The sequence below is a fragment of the Mycoplasma sp. 3398 genome, assembly GCF_053851555.1.
Genome location: NZ_JBSQAW010000002.1, coordinates 102,011 through 123,210 on the forward strand (window position 1 = coordinate 102,011; position 21,200 = coordinate 123,210).

General features: G+C 27.0%; 18 protein-coding genes, 1 tRNA gene and 1 pseudogene. 11 read left to right on the plus strand and 9 right to left on the minus strand.

What is annotated here, in order from left to right:
• Positions 1-187 precede the first annotated feature (187 nt).
• On the plus strand, positions 188-343 hold the full coding sequence (rpmG, locus tag ACWXVK_RS01340; RefSeq protein WP_455966207.1) for a 50S ribosomal protein L33: 156 nt from the start codon (positions 188-190) through the stop codon (positions 341-343).
• Between the two features lie 15 nt (positions 344-358).
• Positions 359-1,411, plus strand: a complete 1,053-nt coding sequence (locus ACWXVK_RS01345; protein WP_438340839.1) for a M24 family metallopeptidase — start codon at positions 359-361, stop codon at positions 1,409-1,411.
• A gap of 74 nt (positions 1,412-1,485) precedes the next feature.
• Here ACWXVK_RS01345 and ACWXVK_RS01350 read toward each other — a convergent pair whose 3' ends face one another.
• The 6 genes from ACWXVK_RS01350 to ACWXVK_RS01375 form a co-directional block, all read right to left on the minus strand.
• Positions 1,486-2,271 carry a hypothetical protein gene (locus ACWXVK_RS01350; RefSeq protein ID WP_456017008.1) on the minus strand — a complete coding sequence of 262 codons (786 nt, stop codon included), beginning with the start codon at positions 2,269-2,271 and terminating at the stop codon, positions 1,486-1,488.
• A gap of 1,314 nt (positions 2,272-3,585) precedes the next feature.
• Complete coding sequence (locus ACWXVK_RS01355; RefSeq protein ID WP_438340841.1) at positions 3,586-4,431, minus strand: deoxyribonuclease IV; 846 nt, start codon at positions 4,429-4,431, stop codon at positions 3,586-3,588.
• Positions 4,432-4,444: 13 nt separating this feature from the next.
• Positions 4,445-5,986, minus strand: coding sequence for an RNA polymerase sigma factor (locus tag ACWXVK_RS01360; protein WP_438340842.1), 1,542 nt, complete (start codon positions 5,984-5,986; stop codon positions 4,445-4,447).
• Positions 5,976-7,910 carry a DNA primase gene (gene dnaG, locus ACWXVK_RS01365; RefSeq protein WP_456017010.1) on the minus strand — a complete coding sequence of 645 codons (1,935 nt, stop codon included), beginning with the start codon at positions 7,908-7,910 and terminating at the stop codon, positions 5,976-5,978. Before dnaG ends, ACWXVK_RS01360 begins: the two co-directional genes overlap by 11 nt.
• Positions 7,911-7,925: 15 nt before the next feature.
• Positions 7,926-9,299, minus strand: coding sequence for a glycine--tRNA ligase (locus ACWXVK_RS01370; RefSeq protein ID WP_455994080.1), 1,374 nt, complete (start codon positions 9,297-9,299; stop codon positions 7,926-7,928).
• 668 nt (positions 9,300-9,967) lie between these two features.
• Positions 9,968-10,546 carry a hypothetical protein gene (locus ACWXVK_RS01375; protein WP_455994078.1) on the minus strand — a complete coding sequence of 193 codons (579 nt, stop codon included), beginning with the start codon at positions 10,544-10,546 and terminating at the stop codon, positions 9,968-9,970.
• 367 nt (positions 10,547-10,913) lie between these two features.
• On the opposite strand from ACWXVK_RS01375, the gene ACWXVK_RS01380 reads away from it, so the two are divergent.
• From ACWXVK_RS01380 to ACWXVK_RS01420, 9 genes are all read left to right on the plus strand, one after another.
• Positions 10,914-11,576: a 16S rRNA (uracil(1498)-N(3))-methyltransferase gene (locus ACWXVK_RS01380; RefSeq protein WP_438340846.1), complete on the plus strand. Its 663-nt coding sequence runs from the start codon at positions 10,914-10,916 to the stop codon at positions 11,574-11,576.
• Positions 11,577-11,684: 108 nt separating this feature from the next.
• Positions 11,685-12,119, plus strand: coding sequence for a 50S ribosomal protein L13 (rplM, locus tag ACWXVK_RS01385; protein WP_438340847.1), 435 nt, complete (start codon positions 11,685-11,687; stop codon positions 12,117-12,119).
• Positions 12,119-12,517 (plus strand): 30S ribosomal protein S9, encoded by a 399-nt coding sequence (gene rpsI, locus ACWXVK_RS01390; RefSeq protein WP_438340848.1) that lies wholly within the window; start codon positions 12,119-12,121, stop codon positions 12,515-12,517. The genes rplM and rpsI overlap by 1 nt, the downstream gene beginning before the upstream one ends.
• A 43-nt stretch (positions 12,518-12,560) precedes the next feature.
• Positions 12,561-12,637, plus strand: a tRNA-Ile gene (locus ACWXVK_RS01395).
• Positions 12,638-12,777: 140 nt separating this feature from the next.
• Positions 12,778-13,044, plus strand: a complete 267-nt coding sequence (gene rpsO, locus ACWXVK_RS01400) for a 30S ribosomal protein S15 (RefSeq protein ID WP_438340849.1) — start codon at positions 12,778-12,780, stop codon at positions 13,042-13,044.
• A gap of 238 nt (positions 13,045-13,282) precedes the next feature.
• Positions 13,283-13,720 (plus strand): peptide-methionine (R)-S-oxide reductase MsrB, encoded by a 438-nt coding sequence (msrB, locus tag ACWXVK_RS01405; protein WP_438340850.1) that lies wholly within the window; start codon positions 13,283-13,285, stop codon positions 13,718-13,720.
• Between the two features lie 161 nt (positions 13,721-13,881).
• The gene (locus ACWXVK_RS01410) at positions 13,882-14,409 is read left to right on the plus strand and encodes a TrmH family RNA methyltransferase (RefSeq protein ID WP_438340851.1); all 528 of its coding nucleotides are present in this window, start codon (positions 13,882-13,884) and stop codon (positions 14,407-14,409) included.
• A gap of 12 nt (positions 14,410-14,421) precedes the next feature.
• Positions 14,422-15,264: a ribosome biogenesis GTPase YlqF gene (gene ylqF / locus ACWXVK_RS01415; protein ID WP_444705141.1), complete on the plus strand. Its 843-nt coding sequence runs from the start codon at positions 14,422-14,424 to the stop codon at positions 15,262-15,264.
• Positions 15,248-17,410 (plus strand): SGNH/GDSL hydrolase family protein, encoded by a 2,163-nt coding sequence (locus tag ACWXVK_RS01420; RefSeq protein WP_456017012.1) that lies wholly within the window; start codon positions 15,248-15,250, stop codon positions 17,408-17,410. The genes ylqF and ACWXVK_RS01420 overlap by 17 nt, the downstream gene beginning before the upstream one ends.
• 126 nt (positions 17,411-17,536) lie before the next feature.
• Here ACWXVK_RS01420 and ACWXVK_RS01425 read toward each other — a convergent pair whose 3' ends face one another.
• The 3 genes and pseudogenes from ACWXVK_RS01425 to ACWXVK_RS01435 form a co-directional block, all read right to left on the minus strand.
• The gene (locus tag ACWXVK_RS01425; protein WP_456002217.1) at positions 17,537-17,743 is read right to left on the minus strand and encodes a hypothetical protein; all 207 of its coding nucleotides are present in this window, start codon (positions 17,741-17,743) and stop codon (positions 17,537-17,539) included.
• A gap of 470 nt (positions 17,744-18,213) precedes the next feature.
• A complete protein-coding gene (gene ffh / locus ACWXVK_RS01430; protein WP_438340855.1) occupies positions 18,214-19,539 on the minus strand; it encodes a signal recognition particle protein in 1,326 nt (441 codons plus the stop codon).
• A gap of 1,111 nt (positions 19,540-20,650) precedes the next feature.
• Positions 20,651-21,200 (minus strand): annotated as a pseudogene (locus ACWXVK_RS01435) (hypothetical protein); the annotation flags it as partial.

Consider the following 21,200-nt stretch of genomic DNA (forward strand, 5'->3'; position numbering starts at 1 on the left):
TAGCAATAAAAAGTTATGTTATTAAATAATTTTTTAAAAAATAATTAATCATTTTTTTATGTTATCCTTAACATATTAAAAAAAGCAAATTAATAGCAAATTATAATATAATTTATAATTATTTTAAAATACATAATGTTATTTAAAGTATTCAAAAATTAAATATTTTAAAAAAGAAGGAGAAAGTATGCCAAGAGAAGGTTTAACATTAAGATGTGAGTCATGCAAAATGGAAAACTACATCACAAAAAAGAATAAAAAGTTGCATCCAGAAAAAATGGAAGTAACAAAATATTGTCCAAAATGTAATGAACATACAAACCATAAAGAAAAAAATAAATAGAGTTTAGGAGTTAAAATGCTAAAACAACAAATAACCAAAATTTTCGAAGAATTGAAGCTAGATGCAATTATCTCTGAGGCGCCTCAAACAAGATTATGATATGCTGGTATTCAGACAAGTGATGGTTTTATTGTGATCGAGAAAGAAAAAGCCTTTTTATTTGTAGATGGTAGATATATTGAATATGCAACTAAATTTGCAAAGAATGTTGAAGTTATTTTATTGGAGTCAGGAGAAGAAACACTATCGAATTTTCTAAACAAGAAAAAATATTCTAATGTTGGTATTGAATCAGATTATTTACATGTTCAAACATTTGAATATTTTAAAAAAATGATGCCAAAAGCAAAATTTCATAATGTAAAAGGAAAACAATTTAGAATAATAAAAGACCAAGAAGAATCCGATTACATCCAGGAAGCTTGTTTAATTTCATTGCAAGCATTAGAGGAATTAAAGAAAATTTTAGTTGAAGGCATGACTGAATTAGAAGTATCAAATAAACTTGGATATTTAATGCGCCTTTTTGGTGCTGAAAAAGAAAGCTTTGAAACAATCGTTGCATTTGGTACAAATGCTGCCGAACCTCATCATCATCCAACAAATCGTAAATTGGTTGATGGCGATATTGTTAAAATTGATTTCGGAGCGCAATACAATGGTTGAGCTAGCGATATAACAAGAACATTTTTCTTTGGAAAACCCAAGTCAGCTGAATTAGTTTCGATTCTTGATGTTGTTAGCGAAGCTCAAAAACTTGGCCGCGAAGCTGTAAAACCAGGAATTGAAACATCTGAGATTGATAAAATTTGTCGAGAATATATACAATCAAAAGGATATGGTAAATTCTTTACTCATTCAACTGGCCATGGTGTAGGAATCGATGTACACGAACTACCAGGAGTTGGCAGAAGAACGGGCAATGTGGTATTAGAAGAAGGAATGGTTATCACGGTTGAACCCGGGATTTATGTAAAAGATTTGGGCGGGGCTCGTATTGAAGATACAATCCTTGTTACCAAAAATGGTTCTAAGATCTTAAGCCGCCCTGAAAATTACGAAGAATAATTGAAGTAATTTTAAAAGCAAAGGTTTGTTACCTTTGCTTTTAAAATTTTTTTATTGAGATTTCTTAAAAGATATTAAAGTTCAACCTTTTGACCATCAATAATTAATTCTACAAGACGAATTGACTGAATATTATGGGTATCTGATTTAATTTCACTATTTAAAGAAAAATCAAAAGTGAATTTATTATTAAATGAATTTATTCTTTTGTTAGTTAAGGTTAATTTCTGTGATGTAAATTTTTGCGACGATTTTTCGAAGGCGTTAACAACAATTGTTATTGTAGCTATTTTATTAAAATATGAATCATTATTTGTTTCAAATTCAATAGTTAATTTATCATTTTCAAATTTTCCACCATAACTCTTGAAATCAGTATCTTTTATCTTTAAACCGTTTGTTTGTCTGCTAAATTCTTCCTCACCAATAGTTGCGCTTCCAAAACCCAATAATTCAAATGTTGGCGGTGTTTGGTATTCTTTTGGTACATCAGCCTGTCCGAAAATCTGGCGATTAAAGTCCTCTAATTTAATGTTTTCTTTATCATATCCTAGCAATTCGAATGAAGATGGAACATCTGAAGATTCATTTTTTTTATGTTCTTCATTCTTTTCTTGTTTTTCTTGTGATTTATTATTTGAATCATCTTTAGTTCCTCCGGTATCGGGAGTTGTTTTATCGGATTTACTCTTATCAGGCATTTCTTGTTGAGGGGTTTTTGTTTCTGGGTTTTCTGGTTTCTTTGGTTCAGCTGGTTTTTCTGGTTTTTCTGGTTTAGCAGGATTTGCACATGATAGAGCTATAACTGGTGTTGCCAAAGCAGGTAAAAATCCTATAAAAAGTAATTTGCTTTTTTTCATTTTTCTCCTTTAAATACTATTTTGATGTAAGTATTTTACATTTTTTTTTTTTTTTTTTGATAATTCTCATCAAATCAATTAATGATCAATGGTGTTTTTAAATAACGCATAGGGTATGAATGAGTAAATATGGAAGCTAGCAGAATTAAATAAAAATCGGTATTACAGAACAATAAAATAAATTAAAAACATAAATAGTTTCTTTTTTAAATACAAAAAGTAAAAAAATCCATTCAGCGCGTAAATAATGATTTTGTTAGCAAGAAATTAATACATGCTAAGAAATAAGAATAGGCAGAAATGCTATCTACTAATTAGAATGTAAATGGTTTTAGCCCTGATGTTACTAATTTAATTAATATTTATCTCAATGAAATTCTTTTAAGATAAAAATTAGAAGAAATAGGCGAGACGCATTGCTATAATTGCGAAGTATAGATTAAATTCTAAAGGTGTTTTCATTGGACTAAGCAATACAAAAGAGAGTTGTTGGTTTTGGATTATATTCAAAAAAAATAATAAGAGCACATAGATCAAGTGATTTTAAATCTATTATGATTGAAGAAGAATATTCGGCTTTTAAGTGTTTAGAAAATATCCTTAGATAAAAAAGGGGGTAAATTTGATAAATATATTTTAATCCTTATTAGTCAAAACCACGAAATATAATAATGCAACTTTGTTGTTAAGCAACTAAAAACTAGCTATAAATAAATTTGTCGCATTTCAAAGAACAGATGTTACTTTATTTATTGATAATAAAGAATTTAGAGGTTCAATACTAATGTTATTAGATGAGATACTTCATTTTTCTAGTTTTCCTAATAAAAAATCTTCTCCTCTGCAAGATTTGATTGAGACAAATTTTTAGATATATTAAAAAGGTAAGATAAACAATTGTTAATCGCTATTGTCATAGAGATTGATATTGTACATTAAGCGAAGATATGAAAACTAAATTTTATAACAATAGATCTTAAATTTTCTCTTTCAAATAGTTTGTCCGAAGGTTTACATTAGAAAATATTAAAATATGTATGCTCACAAAAAAGAAATGAGATAATTATCAGTACTTTAAATAAAATTGAGTTTAACAAAAACTATGCGCCAAGTTTTAGACGCATAGTTATAGAATATGTTATTTTTAAGAAATAACTCAAATACTATATTTCTAACAATGGTGCAATTATTACCTTTTTTAGCAAAAAACTATGAAGAAAAAATTTGAAACTAGATGTTTAAAATAGGATAGAAAAAATTTTAGATTTAGTCAAAGATAATAGACAAATTACAAAAAGCGATCTTAAAGATATTTTAAAATAAACTAGGCTCTGTGTTATCTAATAATAAAGCGATTTCCTCTTTATAAGGCGCTAAGTCGCCAATGTATGGTGTTTCTAAAATAATGGGTATATTATCAAAATCGGGATCATAAACAAATTTTTTTAAAGTTTCTAAACCAATATACCCCTTTCCAATATTATCGTGGCGGTCCTTCTTAGAACCTAGCGGATTTTTTGAATCATTTAAGTGAATAATTTTTATATACTTTAGAAAATCGTTGTCTTTTAAATATTTTTTAAAATTATCATAATCCCTAATATCATATCCAGAATCCCATATATGACATGTGTCAAGGCATATGGCAACTCTATCAGATTTAATTTTCTCAATTATTTCTTTTAATATTTCAAAATTATTACAATAATTACTTCCATTACCAGCCATAGTTTCTAAGGCGATTGTTACATCATTAGTTTTTGCTAAAACTGTTTTTAATGAATAAATTAAGCTACTTTTAGCTTCTTCTTTGCTAAAAGTAGTATGTGCGCCAGGATGCAAAACAATTATTTTAGCCCCTATAAAATTCATTCTTTTAATTTCAGAGATTAAAAAATCAATCGCAAACTTATTTTTTAGCGGGTTTGAAGGATTAATGATATAGGGTGCATGAACAATAATATCATCGGATTTAATTTTATCTGCATAAAATTTATTGTACTCATCATACTTGTAGTATTTTTCTTCAACGCGATAAGGGGATTGATTTGGCCCGAGATAAATCATCATGCAGTTAGCATTATTATGATGTGATTCACGTGCAGCGCCTAATAGATAGTCCGGTTTTGAAAACGAGACATGACTGCCCAACTTAATCATTTTTCACCTCGTTTTAATCTAAATTATAACTTTCATTAGCATAGAACTCTTTTAATTGCTTACGTTTTTGCGGATGTCTTAATTTACGCAAAACCTTCGTTTCAATTTGACGAACTTTTTCTTTACTTACCCCTAATTCTTTAGCAAGTTCATCTAAGGAATGAGGACGATATGATTCTCCGTTTGGGTCAGAAATTCCATATCTTTTTCTTATTAATAATCGATCAGATTCATCTGTTAACGAATTAATCATTTCATTCAAAATAACACTCAATTCTTCTTGACTTGTAAAATTAGTTGGACTAATTACGCTTTCATCCTTAACAAAGTCTGAAAAGCTTGAATTTTCTTCCTTTCCAATATTTTTATCAAGTGAAATAGGGTCAATGTTTATTTTTCTTATATATCTTACCTTATCAGCAGTGAATTCAGGTTCACCAAACTTCTTGGCAATTTCTTCATCTGTAGGAGGATAACCTTGTTCTTGTTGTAATTCTCTCTCAATCTTCAAGACTTTATTGATTGTTTCAACCATATGCACAGGGACCCTTACAGTTCTCGCTTGGTCAGCAACGGCTCTAGTAATTGCTTGTCTAATTCATCAAGTAGCATATGTAGAAAATTTATATCCCTTAGTATGTAAATATTTATCAGCTGCTTTCATGATTCCAGAATTACCCTCTGAAATTAAATCAATAAAGCTCAAACCTCTATTCTTATATTTTTTAGCATTATTGATAACTAGTCTTAAATTTCTTTTAATTAACAAATCGCGTGCTTTTTTATATGCTCATTTGTCACCATTCTCTCTAGCCTTGGCCATTTTTTCAGCTGTTTCTAATTCTTCCTTTGGTGTTAAAAGCTTACCATACTTGCCTATTCATCTCATATATCACTTAACAATATCATTTGTTTCAGTTAACCTATTTGACAAATTACTATTCTCAGAATTTTTTCTAGCTGAACCAATTTTTATTTCTTCACTATCATAGTTTTTTAATAGTTTTGATGCATCAAATTCATCATTAGATCTTCTGCTTTTTCAATTAACTTCACTATAATCATCATATTCGTTAAGATCATAGTCATATTCTTCATCTTCTTCATCATACGTTTCACTAATTTTGCTTGAAATATATTCATCATCTTCACTAAAGGTTTGATCTTCTTCTACAGCAGAATTGATGCTATCATTTGGTACCAAGGTGCTATCATCATATTCAAAGTCATAGTCAATATCTTCGTTTTCAGCATCCTCGTCATCAATATCTTTTAACATACTTTCGTTAAATTCTGCATCTTGAACAAAATTTTCAACATCATCGTTATCGCCTTCATCAACACTATTAGAAATAAGATTTTTTTCAAACAATTTAAGCAATAATAAATCTGCTTCTTCATCATCAACATAAAGTTTTTTCTTATAAAGAATATCAAAAACTTCCTCTTGAGATAGGGTTTTAAATTTTTTATCTTTATTTTTCCTTTTAACTACCTCATTTTCAATTACTGAAATAACATAATCTATTGATTTTTCTAAATTATTACTTGTCATCCTGCGCTCCTTTGGTATACATTAAAATCTGCTTTTTTGGTTTCTTTCGATTCTCAACAAACTCATCTACACGATCATATAGATTTTTGATATCTTTTTTCAAATCATCACTTGTGAGAGTTAAATTTTTTATCTGAATTGCCTGTTCTAGATATGATTTATATTCATTTATTAAATCAATGTTATTTGATATTTTTGCCTTATTAAGGTCGGATTCAATTACCGAAACAAGATTGGATTGACTTAGTTCTAAACCTTCCTTGTTCTTTTTGATAATATAACTAATTAATTTTCTTAATATCTTTTGTGAATCATCATCTAAATTAAGATCGTGAAATCCATCATTTTTTCATTGTTTGGCAATAAAAGGTTGATTTAATACTAGCAACAAAATTTCCTTTAATAGCATATAATGCCTACTTATTTCTTGTTTTAATATTGTTCTAGCATTAATGAATTTTTTATTTTTTTTATTAATACTTGGCGAATTTGCTTGCTTCGAAACTTCTGGTTGTAGGCTTGCAATATCATTTTTGATAAAAAAGTTATTATCATAATTTTCATTTGTATAAATACTTGGGTGATTTGCGCTATGTTTTTTTTCATTAATTTTATTTTTAAATAATGGATCCGATAAGAAAAGAGGATTAGAATTTTTATAGTAGTTTTCAAATAAATCGGCAGTTAAAATGTTTTCATTAATAAATCTTTCTTTGAGCATTAAAACTAATGAATTATCAATATAATAAACATATTCAAATATCTGCTTAAATATTTCGTTTCTTTCAAATGATTGTTTATTGTTTAAAATATTTTGCTTGGCCAGTATTAATAAATATTCGACAATATCAACCTTGTTTTCACACATTTTTTTTAAAGTTAAACCATTATCTAGATTATAAAGTTCATCTGCATCTTTATTTAATGTATTTATAACAAATTTAGCATTTAAATTGTATTTTTTTGAATAGTACAATATCATCCTTAAATTTTTTAGTGTTGCATTTTGCCCTGCACTGTCATTATCAAAAAATAATGTAATAGTTTTATTATTTAATAGTTTTAGATGGGCTGGTGATAATGAAGTACCCATAATTGCTACGGCATTTTTGAATCCAGCTTTAAACATGGCTATGCAATCAAATTGCCCCTCTACTAAGTAAACTTCTCTTTTATTATTTATTTCATCTTTTGCATGAAAATAATTAAAAATTACTTCATTTTTTCGAAAAACAATAGTCTCAGAACTATTTAAATATTTAGGGTTTTGTAATTCAGTAATGTCTCTACCTGAAAAAGCAATAATATTGCCTAATTCATCGCATATTGGAAACATTAGACGATCATTAAAAAAATTTTTATTTTCAATAGAAGATAATAATGATGAATTGGATATTTCAAACGAATCAAATTTATGTTCGATAAGAGTTTCATAAATTGACTTGTTTTTTGATGAAAAACCAATTTGAAATTCTTTAATTAAATTATCATTTAGGTTTCTTTTGTGCAGATACTTTATTAATTCGGCGCTTTTTTCAAAAGTAATTTGATATCTAAAAAAATTAAGTGCTACCTTATTGACTTCAAGAATTTTAGAATGTTCAGTTGTGATAGCGGAATTATTCATAAAATTGCCGAATTTGGAAATATCTAGGTTTTGTTTATTGACTAAAAATTTTAGTGCCTCAAAGGATGTTAAATTTTCCTTGTATTGAATAAATTTAATTACATCTCCGCCTTTTCCGCATCCAAAACATTTAAATATTCCTTGCTCTGGGCTAACAACAAAAGATGGCGTTTTTTCGCCATGAAAAGGACAACAAGCCTTATAATTCTTCCCTTGCTTCATTAAAGTCAGATATTGCCCAATAATATTAACAATATCACTTTTAGAAATTACATATTCTCAAACACTTTCCTGCAAAATTAATTCCTTTTATTATCTGTTTTCTAATAAATAACTTGCAATTTCACTAATTGGTATTACATCTTGCTTCATTGTGTCTCTATTTCTAATAGTTACAGTATTATTTTTGGTTGTATCAAAATCAACAGTTATACAAAATGGTGTTCCAATTGCGTCTTGTCTACGGTATCTTCTACCAATAGAACCAGCTTCATCATATGCTATTCTAATATTAGTATTTTCCAATAAATTGTTATAAATTTCCTTGGCTTCCAATGACTGCTTTTTCATTAAAGGTAATATAGCAACTTGATAGGGTGAAATTTTTTTACTTAATTTTAAAATCACTCTTTCTTCTTTATCATCATTTTTTTCGACTGTATAAGCATCGATAATCAATGCAAAAAGCAATCTGTCCAATCCAATTGAAGGTTCAATAACATACGGAATTATTTTGGTCCCATCGTCTTTTAAGTATTCAAGAGATTCACCAGAAAATTTCATATGTTGACTTAAATCATAATTGCCGCGATTAGCAATTCCTAATAACTCACCTCATCCAAAAGGAAATAAGTATTCAATATCGCTTGTTCCTTTTGAATAGTGACTTAATTCTTCTGCTTCATGTGGTCTTATACGTATATTTTCTTCCTTAAGACCTAATAATAAAACGAGTTTTTTACATTTTTCAATTCAATACTGATAAAAATTATTGCTATCTTTTTCTTCGCAAAAAAATTCTAATTCCATTTGCTCAAATTCTCTTGTTCTAAAAATAAAGTCACGGGGGGTTATTTCATTGCGAAAACTTTTACCTATCTGGCCAATTCCAAAAGGCAATTTAGCTCTTGATGTTCTAGTCAAGTTCTTAAAATTCACAAATATACCTTGTGCGGTTTCAGGTCTTAAAAAGGTTTCAGAAGAACTGTTATCAATTGCTCCCATTTGCGTCTTAAACATCAAATTAAATGGTCTAATTTCTCCTCATTCTGCACTTACGCCATCATATTTTTTAACATTTTTTTTAATGATTTTCTCTAATTCGTCAAATGTACATTTTTCGACATTAATTTCAGGAAATAGATCTTTAATAATATGGTCAGCACGGTATCTTTTATTATTAACTTTATTTTCAATTAAAAAATCAGAAAAATTATCAATATGACCACTAGCTTTCCAAACATTCTTATTCATAATAATTTTAGAATCAATTTGATAATTTTTTTCTTTTCTTATAAATTCATTAATTCATATATTTTTGATTTGAGTCATCATAGCAGTTGCTAATGGACCATAATCTCATGTATTCACAACACCACCATATATTTCTGAATTTTGATAAACAAAACCCATATTTTTTAAATGAGCGATAACATCATGAATATTTTTTTTAGTATTATTTGGCATTGTAACCTCATTACATTTTTTATATATTTATATAAAATTAATATAAAAATTGTATCATAAAACATAATAAATTAAGTTAAGTTGGCATTTAAATTTTGGACACAGCTATTTTTTGGATTTGCTTATTTCTTCTTTTATTCATTCTAATATTTCGCTATTGATATAACTTATATTTTTATAAATGACAATATTATTAACTTTTCTTTTATTGTAGACTGATTTTTTAAAAAAATATTTCCTAAAATGCTTATAAAACTTGTTATACCAAATTTATAAAATGCTTTGATTCCTAAATAAAATTTGTATAAAAGCAAAAGCATATAGACAATGTTCCCTATAAAAAAATATGTAAATATTACAAAATTATTATTAATTTAATTTCCAGCATCGTAACATAATAATCAAAAAATCAAAAAAAGACCCCGCAAGCAATAAAAAGCAATAAAAGATATAAAGGGATTTTTTGCTTAGCCACCGTGTACAAATGGGCATATTTTTTATCCATAAATGTAAAACATTTGACTTTTTATTTTAAGTTTTTTATCAAAAGTAACAATAATAAAATGAGCACAACATAATGGCGCAAGTAAGAACAAAAAATATTCCTATTTTTTAAGTAATCCTAATCCATAATGTTGATTGCTCTATATAATTTTTTTCTTAATTTATTAGTTTGGTAGAAATGATGGAAAAATGTCATTGTTATTATCAATATGTGTTTGATTGAAAACAATTCTTTCAGTTCCATCTTTTTTTCAAAAAACAAATGTGTAATACTTTCCTGTACCTAACTTGTTTTCTGGCTTATCAAATTTAAATATTAAAGGATATTCAACACCAGCTCCTTCATCGGCTTGTGTCGATGCAATTTTTATATTCAAAGGATCTACTAATGTATTATCATTTCTTCCTTTAACTTCTGTGGCAAAGGCTAATCATTCGCCTTTAACCCCTTCCACTGGCCGGTGGTGTAATCTGAATGAAAATACACCATCCTTATCTAGAAAATTTTCACTTGTTGCCGCCGCAAATAATAATGTTCTGGTTTTTACTTGACCATTAAATTTTTTAACACCAAAATTAGTAAAATCTAATGTTTGATTTGTTTTTTTATTTTCATTAATTTTGGGCCCGGCGTCTGGAACTGTATGTTCGCTGTTATTTGTTGGTGCACATGCAACTAATGTTGCAGTGGGTAATATCGGCAACAAAAATAGTGATGCTTTTAGGAATTTATTTTTAATCATATATTCTCCTTTATTGTTTTTTATTTGCTATTAGTTTAATATAAAAAAGTTAGATTTTTTCATTTTTTTTACAAAAATAACAATAAAAATATAAATACAGTTATTTAATTTATGTTAAATATTCCGAATTTCCGTTATATTTTTTTATTTTTAATGTTGCATTTATAATTTGGATCATATAAAAGGCCGCAATTGGATTAATTATTTAATTACATGTTTTTTTAGAAAATAAGTGCTTATATTATTGTTGTTTATTAAGTGTTTATTAAAAAAATAAAACTTATTATCTTTCTATCTCTAAAACTTTTATTTATGATTTAAGGATAAAGAATTAGATATTTATAAAAAATTTTATAATTTAATAATTATGTATAAATTTTTTAGCAGTTCTAAAAGTGAAAATTATTTCTTTTTAGATGAAGATACACAAAAACATTTAAAAGTAATCCGGATTAAAAATCAAGATTTTTTAATAAACTTTAATAATGAGTTTTACTTATGTTATTTTGAGTTTCCTAATAAGGCCATAATTAAGAAAAAGTTAAATATAGATAATGAATTAGAAGATGATCTAATAGTAGCAATCCCACTTATAAAACAAAATAATTTTGAGATTGCTTTACAAAAAAGCGTTGAATTAGGAGTAACAAAAATTATTCCTTTTATTTCAGAATACACAGATAAAACTAATATGCAAATAGAAAGCAAAATAAAGAGATTTAAAAAAATAATCCTTGAAGCATCACAACAATCTTTTCGAAATACAATGCCAATATTCGAAAGAGTTATGACCTATGATGAGATTATTAAACTAGATGTTAAAAACAAAATTTTAGCTTATGAAAATGAAAAAGATAAAAAGATAACCAAACGAAAAGGAGATACTCTTCTAATTGTCGGGCCAGAAGGTGGATTTTCATTAAATGAAATAGAATTGGCAAAAAAAGAAAATGTCGAAATCGTTTCATTAACCAAGACAATTTTACGAGCAGAAACAGCATTAATATATATGATTGCAAAAATGAACTAATGAAATTTTTTTTGCTATAATAGTTTAGTGAAATTTATTTATATTAAGTTATGTATATAAATAATGATCATTAATTTTTAAATATATTTAAAACATGAAAGAGAAAGTATGCGTCAAACAACAATTATTAGAAAAGAAATAGTTGATAAAAAATGATACATCATCGATGCAGCCAACGTACCTTTAGGTAGACTTTCAACTCTTGTTGCTTCAATCCTTCGTGGAAAAAATAAACCAACATTTACTCCAAATGTTGACATGGGCGACAATGTAGTTGTTATTAATGCAAAAGATGTTCTTTTAACAGCTAAAAAAGATGAAAAGAAAATTTACTATCACCACACTGGATATCCTGGTGGTTTAAAACAAATTACTGCTGCAGATTTAAGAGCTAAAAAACCAATTGCTCTAGTTGAAAAAGCAGTTAGAGGTATGTTGCCTCATACAAAATTAGGCCGCAAACAATTTAAAAATCTTTATGTTTATGCAAATGCAGAACATAAGCAAGTATCACAACAACCAACACAAATAGAGGTTAAATAATGGCAGATAAAATTAGATACTATGGCCTAGGACGTCGTAAATCTTCCATTGCTAGAGTTTACTTAATTCCTGGAAAAGGCAATTTTGTAATTAATGGAAAAGAAGCGAAACAATATTTAAATTCAGAAATTTTATTAATGGATGCCTTAAGTCCATTTGGTGTTACCGAAACAACAAATCAATTTGATGTTTTTGCCAATGTAAATGGTGGTGGTTTAACCGGTCAAGCAGGAGCCATTAGATTAGGTATTGCAAGAGCATTATTAGAAGCATCAAATAATGAATATCGTAACAAATTAAAAGATGCTGGATTCTTAACAAGAGACGCTCGTGTTAAGGAACGTAAGAAATTTGGATTGAGAAAAGCAAGAAGAGCAAGACAATTTTCAAAACGTTAATTTTTTTGTGATATACTTATATGGGTTTATCCCATGTTTTTATGCGAGCATAGCTCAGTTGGTTAGAGCACACGACTGATAATCGTGAGGTCGATGGTTCAAGTCCATTTGTTCGCACCATTTCAAGAAATTGACCATAACACGCTAGTCGTGTTTTTATTTTTTTATGATATAATAAAAGCGAATGCCCTATATTGAGGTATTCGTTATTTATTCCTTGGTAGTAATTAAGATTATTGCTAGGTTATGAAAGGAAAAAGATGGTTTCTAAAATTAGAAAAAGCGAATTGGTAAAGCAATTTGGAAGAAATGAAAAAGACACAGGTTACTTGCCTGTACAAATAGCAATATTAACTGAAGATATTGAATCATTAAAAAAACACTTTGCTATTAATAAAAAAGATTTGCACTCAATGCGTGGATTTATGAGAAAAGTTAATCACCGTAAAGCATTGCTAAATCACTTAAAAAACGAAGATTATACATTATACCAATCAACCATTAAATCACTAAATATTAGAAAATAAATTTTTCTATGTTACTTTTTAAGTAAAAAAATAGTGCTAAAACACCACAGATCTATGTATTTGTGGTGTTTTTTTAAAAATATTAATATGAGCATATTTAATATTAGGTTCATCAAACTCTTATTAAGTTAGAAAATTCCTAATTTACAAATTCTAAAATAATTTAAATTATGCATAAAATCATATAAAATCTTTATATACTTACTCAATATAAAATTATAAAATATAAGGAGGGTTTATGAATCCCCAAGAAAAAGAAAAACGTTTAGCACAACTAAGTGAACTTGAGTATAATGTAACGCAAAAAGCATTTACTGAGAGACCTTATATGAATAAATATAATAACCATTATGAAAAAGGCATCTATGTTGATATTGTTGATGGTACAGCATTATTTATATCAGATGATAAATTTAATTCTGGTTGCGGTTGACCAGCATTTTCTAAGCCGATAGATAATAGTCTATTGGTTGAATTGACAGATACTTCGCATGGAATGATTAGAACAGAAGTAAAATCAAAAAACGCCGATTCACATCTAGGTCATGTCTTCAGTGATGGCCCAAGAGATAAAGGCGGATTAAGATACTGCATTAATTCCGCATCTCTTAGTTTTATCCCTTATGAAGAACTTGATGAAAAAGGATATGGTCAATATAAAAAATTATTTAAATAGTTTTTTAATATCGCAGTTTATATTTATAGATTTATAAAAAGTTTGTTTATTTCTAAACCAAACTTTTTTTATTTACCAACATATCATAAAGATTGGATTAAATATTTGTTTAGTAAGTTTTATATTTGCTAATTTTTGCTATATATAGTAAAATTTTTACTATGATTAATATTATTCTATATCAACCTGAAATAAATGCTAATACAGCAAACATAATCCGTACATGTTTCGCTGCTAAAGCCAAGCTTCATATTATAAAACCAATAGCTTTTGACTTACACCCTCATTGATTAAAAAGAAAAGCAGCCGGGCACTTTCTTAGTGAAATTCAACATGAAGTTCATCAATCATATGATGATTTTATTAAAAAATATCCTAGCAAAAATATTTTTTACATAACACGTTATGGTTTAAAAAATTATATCGATATTAAATATGATGAACTGGCACAGAAAGAAGGTGAAATATGAGTTATGTTTGGCACAGAGAGTACAGGGATACCAAAGACAATTATGCAAACTAACATCGATAATTGTTTAAGAATTCCTATGAATTCTAATTGTCGTAGTTTAAATTTAGCTAATTCAGTAGCTATTGTTTTATATGAAATTTTACGACAAACAAACTTTAATGATCTGTCAATTTATGAAGTCCAAAAAGGCAAGGATTTTATATTAAAAAAAGAATAGAAAGGAAATAATATGATCCATTGATTTCCTGGCCATATGGCCAAACAATTTAGACTATTGCAAGAAAAACAAAAATTATTTGATTTATTTATTATTGTAATGGATGCTAGATTACCTCGAAGTTCTTTTAATGATGAAATTTTCAAAATAATTAATAACAAACCAGTTTTATTTGTTTTTAATAAGGCGGATAAAACTAATCTCGAAAAACTCAAACCTTTTCTTGAAGATTATAAAAAACGTGGTCAAGTAGTTGTTACCAACCTAAAAGCACAAAACACATATGCAAAAATTAATATTGCTCTAAATAAAGAGTTCCTAAAATTTAAGGCCAAAAATGATCAAAAGCAAAAACTTACTCCAAGCCTTAAATGTGTTGTTTTAGGTGTGCCAAATGTCGGTAAATCAACATTTATTAATATGATGTCAAAATCGAGAGCAACTAAGGTCGGGTCGATACCTGGTATTACGAGATCGGAACAATGAATTAATTGCAAAAATTATCTTTTGTTAGATACTCCTGGTTTATTGATGCCTAAAATCGAAAATAATGAAATTGGAGCAAAATTAGCCATTGTTGGATCAATTAGACAAGAGGCCATTGATCAAAACGAATTAATTGTTTCTCTTTATCAATTAATGTCTAAATATTATCCTGAGAAACTAAAAGAAATTAATTTAAATCCTACTTTTGATTTAGAGGATATTTTTGCAAATATTTCCAAATATGCAATGCAAAACAATTTATTGCTAAAAAACGGTGTTTATGACATTAAAAAAGGCATCAATATGTTAATTAATCATTTCAAAAATTTAAATAATGTTATTTTTGATGCATATGAAGGCGGAAAATAGAATGGATGAGAATACAAAAAAACCCATTATCATAAAATATGTTGCCCTAGGCGACGCATTTTCAGCAGGTTATAATTCAAAGATTGGTTTTCCGACTAATGGTTATATGGATAAAAATGGTGAAATCAAAGGTTTATGCTTCCCATCGATGTTAGCAAATTTTCTAAATGATACGTCTAGCTTACAAGTTGAAAGTTTTTACAATTTTGCTATATGTAATGCCTCATGTGAATTTTTGGAAGCATTTTATAGCAACAATAAAAAGGTCCTTAAAAAAATGGGGAGCAAATTAGACTTAATCCAGTCAATAGATTGATCCTCAAATAATCCATTTAATAACTTTTTTTCACCATTTTTGAAGGATTGAAATATTAGAAATAATGATTTCCAATATATTAATGAGAAAATTGCGGAAGCCAATTTAATTACTTTAACTATTGGCTTTAATGATTTTTTTTCCAATTTACCATTTCAAAAAATACTTCTTTTGACTAAATTAAATGGTGAAGCTAGAGATAGACAAATTTCCGTAATCAAAAAAGATATTGAAAATTTAAGCATTGTTATCGAAAATAAAATAATAAGTCTAATTTCCACCATCAGAAAAATTAATAACAAAGCAAAAATAATAATTACTAGCTACTCACCATTATTATTGAATTTAAGAAACACTATTTCATCTTTTTTAAACACTCAATTAAGCGACCAATTTGAAATTTTTGATTACCTACAAATTAATCTAAATAAAACAATTGCGGAATCTGCTAAAAAATGCCGAATTGATTTTATTAATATAAACGACACAAAATATTGGGAAGAAAATAAAAAATATTTATTTGAAAATATTTTTTCAATTTATCCAACTGAACGCGGCTATAAAAAAATAGCAATGGATATTTATGTTAAGCTTTTTCTAAATTTCAAAATGCTTAAAAATGATCTTAATAATCATAGTTTTACTAATGAATATATTTCCGACACCAAATATTGAGAAGACAACATCTATTCATATAATCCAATATCACAATGTAGTGAAAATTTAAGTTTATTTAAAATGATTTATGGAAAAAATAAAAATGAAATTCTCTTCAGACAAAATAAATCACAAAGATATTTTAACAATCTTTTACATAATAGAAATCGTATAACTGATTTTTGTTCAATATTCATAAGATATAGCAAGTTGCCAATAAGCGAAATGATCAAAAAAATTATTAGTCAGAAATTTATTTATGCTCCAGAACAATATGAGAGCATTGCTAAAATTCTTAATTTTTTAACAAATGAACGAAGATCAAAAGAAGCTATTCTAATACTCTTAAAGGATCATAAGGTTGATGACATAGTTTACATTATTGAATGTATTTTGCAAAAAAAGGCATTATCAAAAAAAATTATTAACTACAAACTAATAAAACAAGAATTAAACAACTTTTTCAAAAATGAACAAAATATGGTTTATGATGTTTTAAAATATCTTTTTAATTCCGGTTTAATAAATGATTCAAAAAAGGAATTCAAAGACATAATCCATTCCTTAATAAAAGATTCCTTAAATACTAGTTTTTTAACATATTTATTTAACATCAAAAATAATCAAAAATTTAATAAGGTAAAAGAATATTTATCTAGCCTAAATTCGTTTTCAGAATTTACTGATTTTTTCGTTGAATCTCTTATTAATTATTCTGATGTTTATGTTAAATTAAGAAATTTTGATGAATTATGAAAACATTTTATTATAAAAAATAAATATAATTTATTGTTTATATTCGACAAAATGTTAGTAGAAATTACAAATGAAGAGAATATAGACCATACTGCTAACTTTTTTATTGATGCAATTAAAAGCTCACTTCGCGTAGAGCTTGATGCAAAAGATTATAAAGTGTTAAAAAATGCAATTAACAATATTTTAAATATATGTAAAAATAGTCCTAAATATTTAAACAATGTGTTCTTAAAATTTCTTGATAATATTAGAAATCTTTCCTTATATAAACTTATTCTACACTCAAAAACTAATAGCAAAAAAACTTTTAAACTGTCTAATTTATTTTCTTTAAACATCTTCTTAGTAAGCTCAATTAAACTATTAAGAAATCTATTTATAATAAAGAAAATTGTTAATAAAAATAAAATATAAGATAAGGGGTATGAGAAAACATAGATAATTTTAAGTAAATCTTTAAAGTCTTTCTCAGGGTCATGGCCAATTGTCGAAGCTTTTATTTCATCAAAAACTGTAGTTAATATTTCATTAAGATTTTCATTATCTTTGCTGCTTCTTAAGATATTTATAAAAAGATGAAAAAGGTTTGATAAAGAAACCTTTTTCATCAATTAATTGTTCTTTAATTTCATCATCAATTTGATCATCAAAAATATCAGCATAATTAAATAAAGAGTCTGGATTAGCAGCATTTTCTGCATCATTAAAATATTTGATAATGTTCTCAGGCGTGTATCTATAAAACAATGTAACTAAAATGTATTGCTTGAAGTCTTAAGCATCAACGCTTCCTCTTAAATCTTCAGCAACTCTTCAAATTGCACTATAAAGTTTTTTTCTTTCTTCTTCTCTTTTGTTATTTTTTTATTTAATTGCTCCATTCATCAATTAATTTAGTAACATATCAACTGTTTCTTTTAAAAAAATCTTAACTAAATAAGAACTAACAGTAGCCAAATTAACATCTGTTGTAAAGCACTTCTTAATATTAAAATCTTTTAAACAAGATAATATTTTGCCATCGTTTTTGGCAGGATTAAAAGCCTAACCGGCTTTTACATTTTATTTTTAGTTTTTTAAATTTTGCCAATGCAGTAGGTTAAGCATTCGCAACTAAATTGTTTACTAATAATTTATGCATTTATAAACATATACAAAAAAATCTGAGCACATTTTATCTGGATTTTTTGTCCATGTTTTAATATTCCCATCTTTTTTTATCCTAAAATACCATTTTTGATCTGTGGATTATTACCCAATTCCTTCATTTGTTTAGACATTCTCTCAAAATCATTTAATAACATGTTATACTCACGAGCACTTCTACCCGAGCCTTTAAGAATCCTTTCTTTTCGAGATGAATTCTTTAATAATTTAGGCATCTTTTTTTCTTGTTCAGTCATTGAATTAATTAGATATGTATAAATTTTAAACTTGTTTTCAGCTTCCTCTATTTTTTCATCACTTACTCTGTCAGCCATTCCGGGAATTAATTTAAGAATTGCCTTCATCTTACCGAGTTTTTTAATTTGCGCAAGAGAATTCATTAGATCATTAAGATCAAACTTTCCGCTGATCATTTTATAACCTATTTTTTTCATCATTTTTTCATCAACTTCTTCTGATGCTTTCTCAATAAGCGAAAGAACATCACCCATTCCCAAAATTCTATCTGCCATTCTATCTGGATAAAATAATTCTAGGCCAGCTATCTTTTCGCTAATCCCAATAAAGGCAATAGGAATTTGAAGAAGATGCGTTATTGATAGTGCTGCACCACCTCTTGCATCTGAATCTAATTTAGTTATGATGGTTCCATTTAAATTTAATTTTTCATGAAAAGCCTTCGCTGTATTAATAACATCTTGACCGCTCATTGAATCAATAACTAAAAATATGTAATCTGGTTTAATATTTTTTTTAATTTGTTCTAATTCATTCATTAACTCTTCATCAATTGCCAAACGCCCTGCAGTATCAACAATAACTAGGTCATTTTTATATTGTTCAGCTACTTCAATCGCTTGCTTTGCAATTAATAAGGCATCATTTTCCTTCTTTGTGAAAAAGTCGGTTTGAGTTTGCTTTGCAAGCTGTTCTAGTTGGTCTCTAGCAGCGGGGCGATATATATCATCACCAACTAATAGTGGTTTTTTGAATATCCCTTTTTTTCGAAGATAAAATGATAATTTAGCGGATGTTGTAGTTTTACCCGAACCTTGTAGTCCTACCATCATAATTTTTGTTGGTATTGCCTTTGGTTTAATTTCAATAGAATTACTACCTAGTATTTTGGTTAATTCATCCTTAAAAATCTTTAAGACAGTTTGCTGCTGATTTAATTTACCTATAATTTGGCTATTTAATGCTTTCTCTTTTACTTGTTTTATAAATGATTTAACAACTTCTAAATTAACATCAGCTTCTAATAAAGCTAACTTAACTTCTCTTAAAATTTCTAAAATATCTTCTTCATTAATTGACAATTTTTTATTAATTTTATCAATTGATTTTTGTATTCTTTTTTGTATAAAATCTAGCATGTATTTATTATATTATAATAAGTTGATATAGACAAAATAAAAATACTAATACGAGATTTTTACTTATACTATCGAGTTAAATTACAATAATATTTTATTTTTTACTATTTATTACATCTAAATTTAATTTTGAAAATAACAAAAACATTTCAGCTGTTATATATCCTTATAAAAGCAAATGTTTTAAAAATTTAAACTGTGCCACAAAAAACTGAATGGGCAATTGAATGTAACTATTCAAATTTGTATTTTGCCACAATCTATCATTGCCCAATAACTTCATTGGAATTCACCTAATTTATGTCAAATAATAATTAATCACACATTGCTCTCATACAAGCAAAGAAGCACACCAATTAATTATTTCGTATTTCTTAAGTATAGTAAATTCATAATAAGCGATTTTATTAAAATAATGCTTAGTAAAAATTAAGATATTCAAATTTTAAATTTTTATTAAATAACCATTTTATGGTTTTGTTTTTTGCTTTTATTAAACCATTTTCTCATTATATCAAATGAAGTTATTGAAGTATCTATCTTTCATTTTCATAATAGCATCTTAAAGATGCTTTTCTTTAGTAGCACGCTTTTTATTACTACTGAATTATGCTTTGCTAAAATGTCTTCTATGATTTGTCAATAATTAGACCACTTGTTATTTTCTTTGCAATTTAAAAAGAAATTCCTAATGGGTTTTATCTATTTTGCACATTTTTTATGGTCTGAAACGTAAATATTTAACTATTTCTCTCTTCTTAATTTCTTTATTTTATCTCATTAAGAGCAAAAAAATCTAGACACAAATGCATCTAGATTTTTATATATTTTTTAACAAACACAAACTCGTTATTATAAAAATTTAAGAACCGCCGGCAAATTTAAATAAAACCGATATAAATTTGATTGTTTTAAAATACTCCTTGCAAAGTTAAATGAATTAAATATTTCTAATTTCTCTTTAGAAGTTTCTTTAAAACAAGCCATATCCTTATTTTTTAAAAACCGATAGTTACCATCGTGATATGGGTAGCTTAAATAGAATGCAAACTTAAAGTTTTTGGTACTTTTAAGTCATCTAGTTTTTGGTAAAAATAGTTATTATTTCTTCTTAACTATTTTTTTCCTTAGATTCTTTACTTTCAGGAGTTAATTTTAATTCGCCTAATTTAATTTTGTCATCGAATTTAGGGATGTTTTGTTTAATTTGTTCTGGAAGATTAGTAATTAATTTTTTTAAATCTTCTTCTAAAACTTGCTTTTGAAGGTCTTCAAAACTCTTTTTAAATAGACCTTGAAATACAAGGACTTCATTTTTTTCAATTTCTTTAACCTCTTCTTCATCAAGATTATTTATCAAATCATCTTCTTCTGGTGTTGGCTCTGGTTTAGGTAGGGCTGGAGATGTAAGGGTATCCTCGCCATCCTCATTTTCTGTTTTGCCGTCAGGAAGGGTTTTTCCTAAATGTTCATTATTTTTATTATTTTCTTTTTTTGAATCATTATTCTTGCCATCATCTTTTGGATCCTTATTTTCAGGTTCAGTTTTGCCATTAATTTCTGGTTTCTTTTCTTGTTCTTTGCCTTCTTCATTCTTTTTAGGATCTTCTGGTTTCTTTTCTTGTTCTTTGCCTTCTTCATTCTTTTTAGGATCTTCTGGT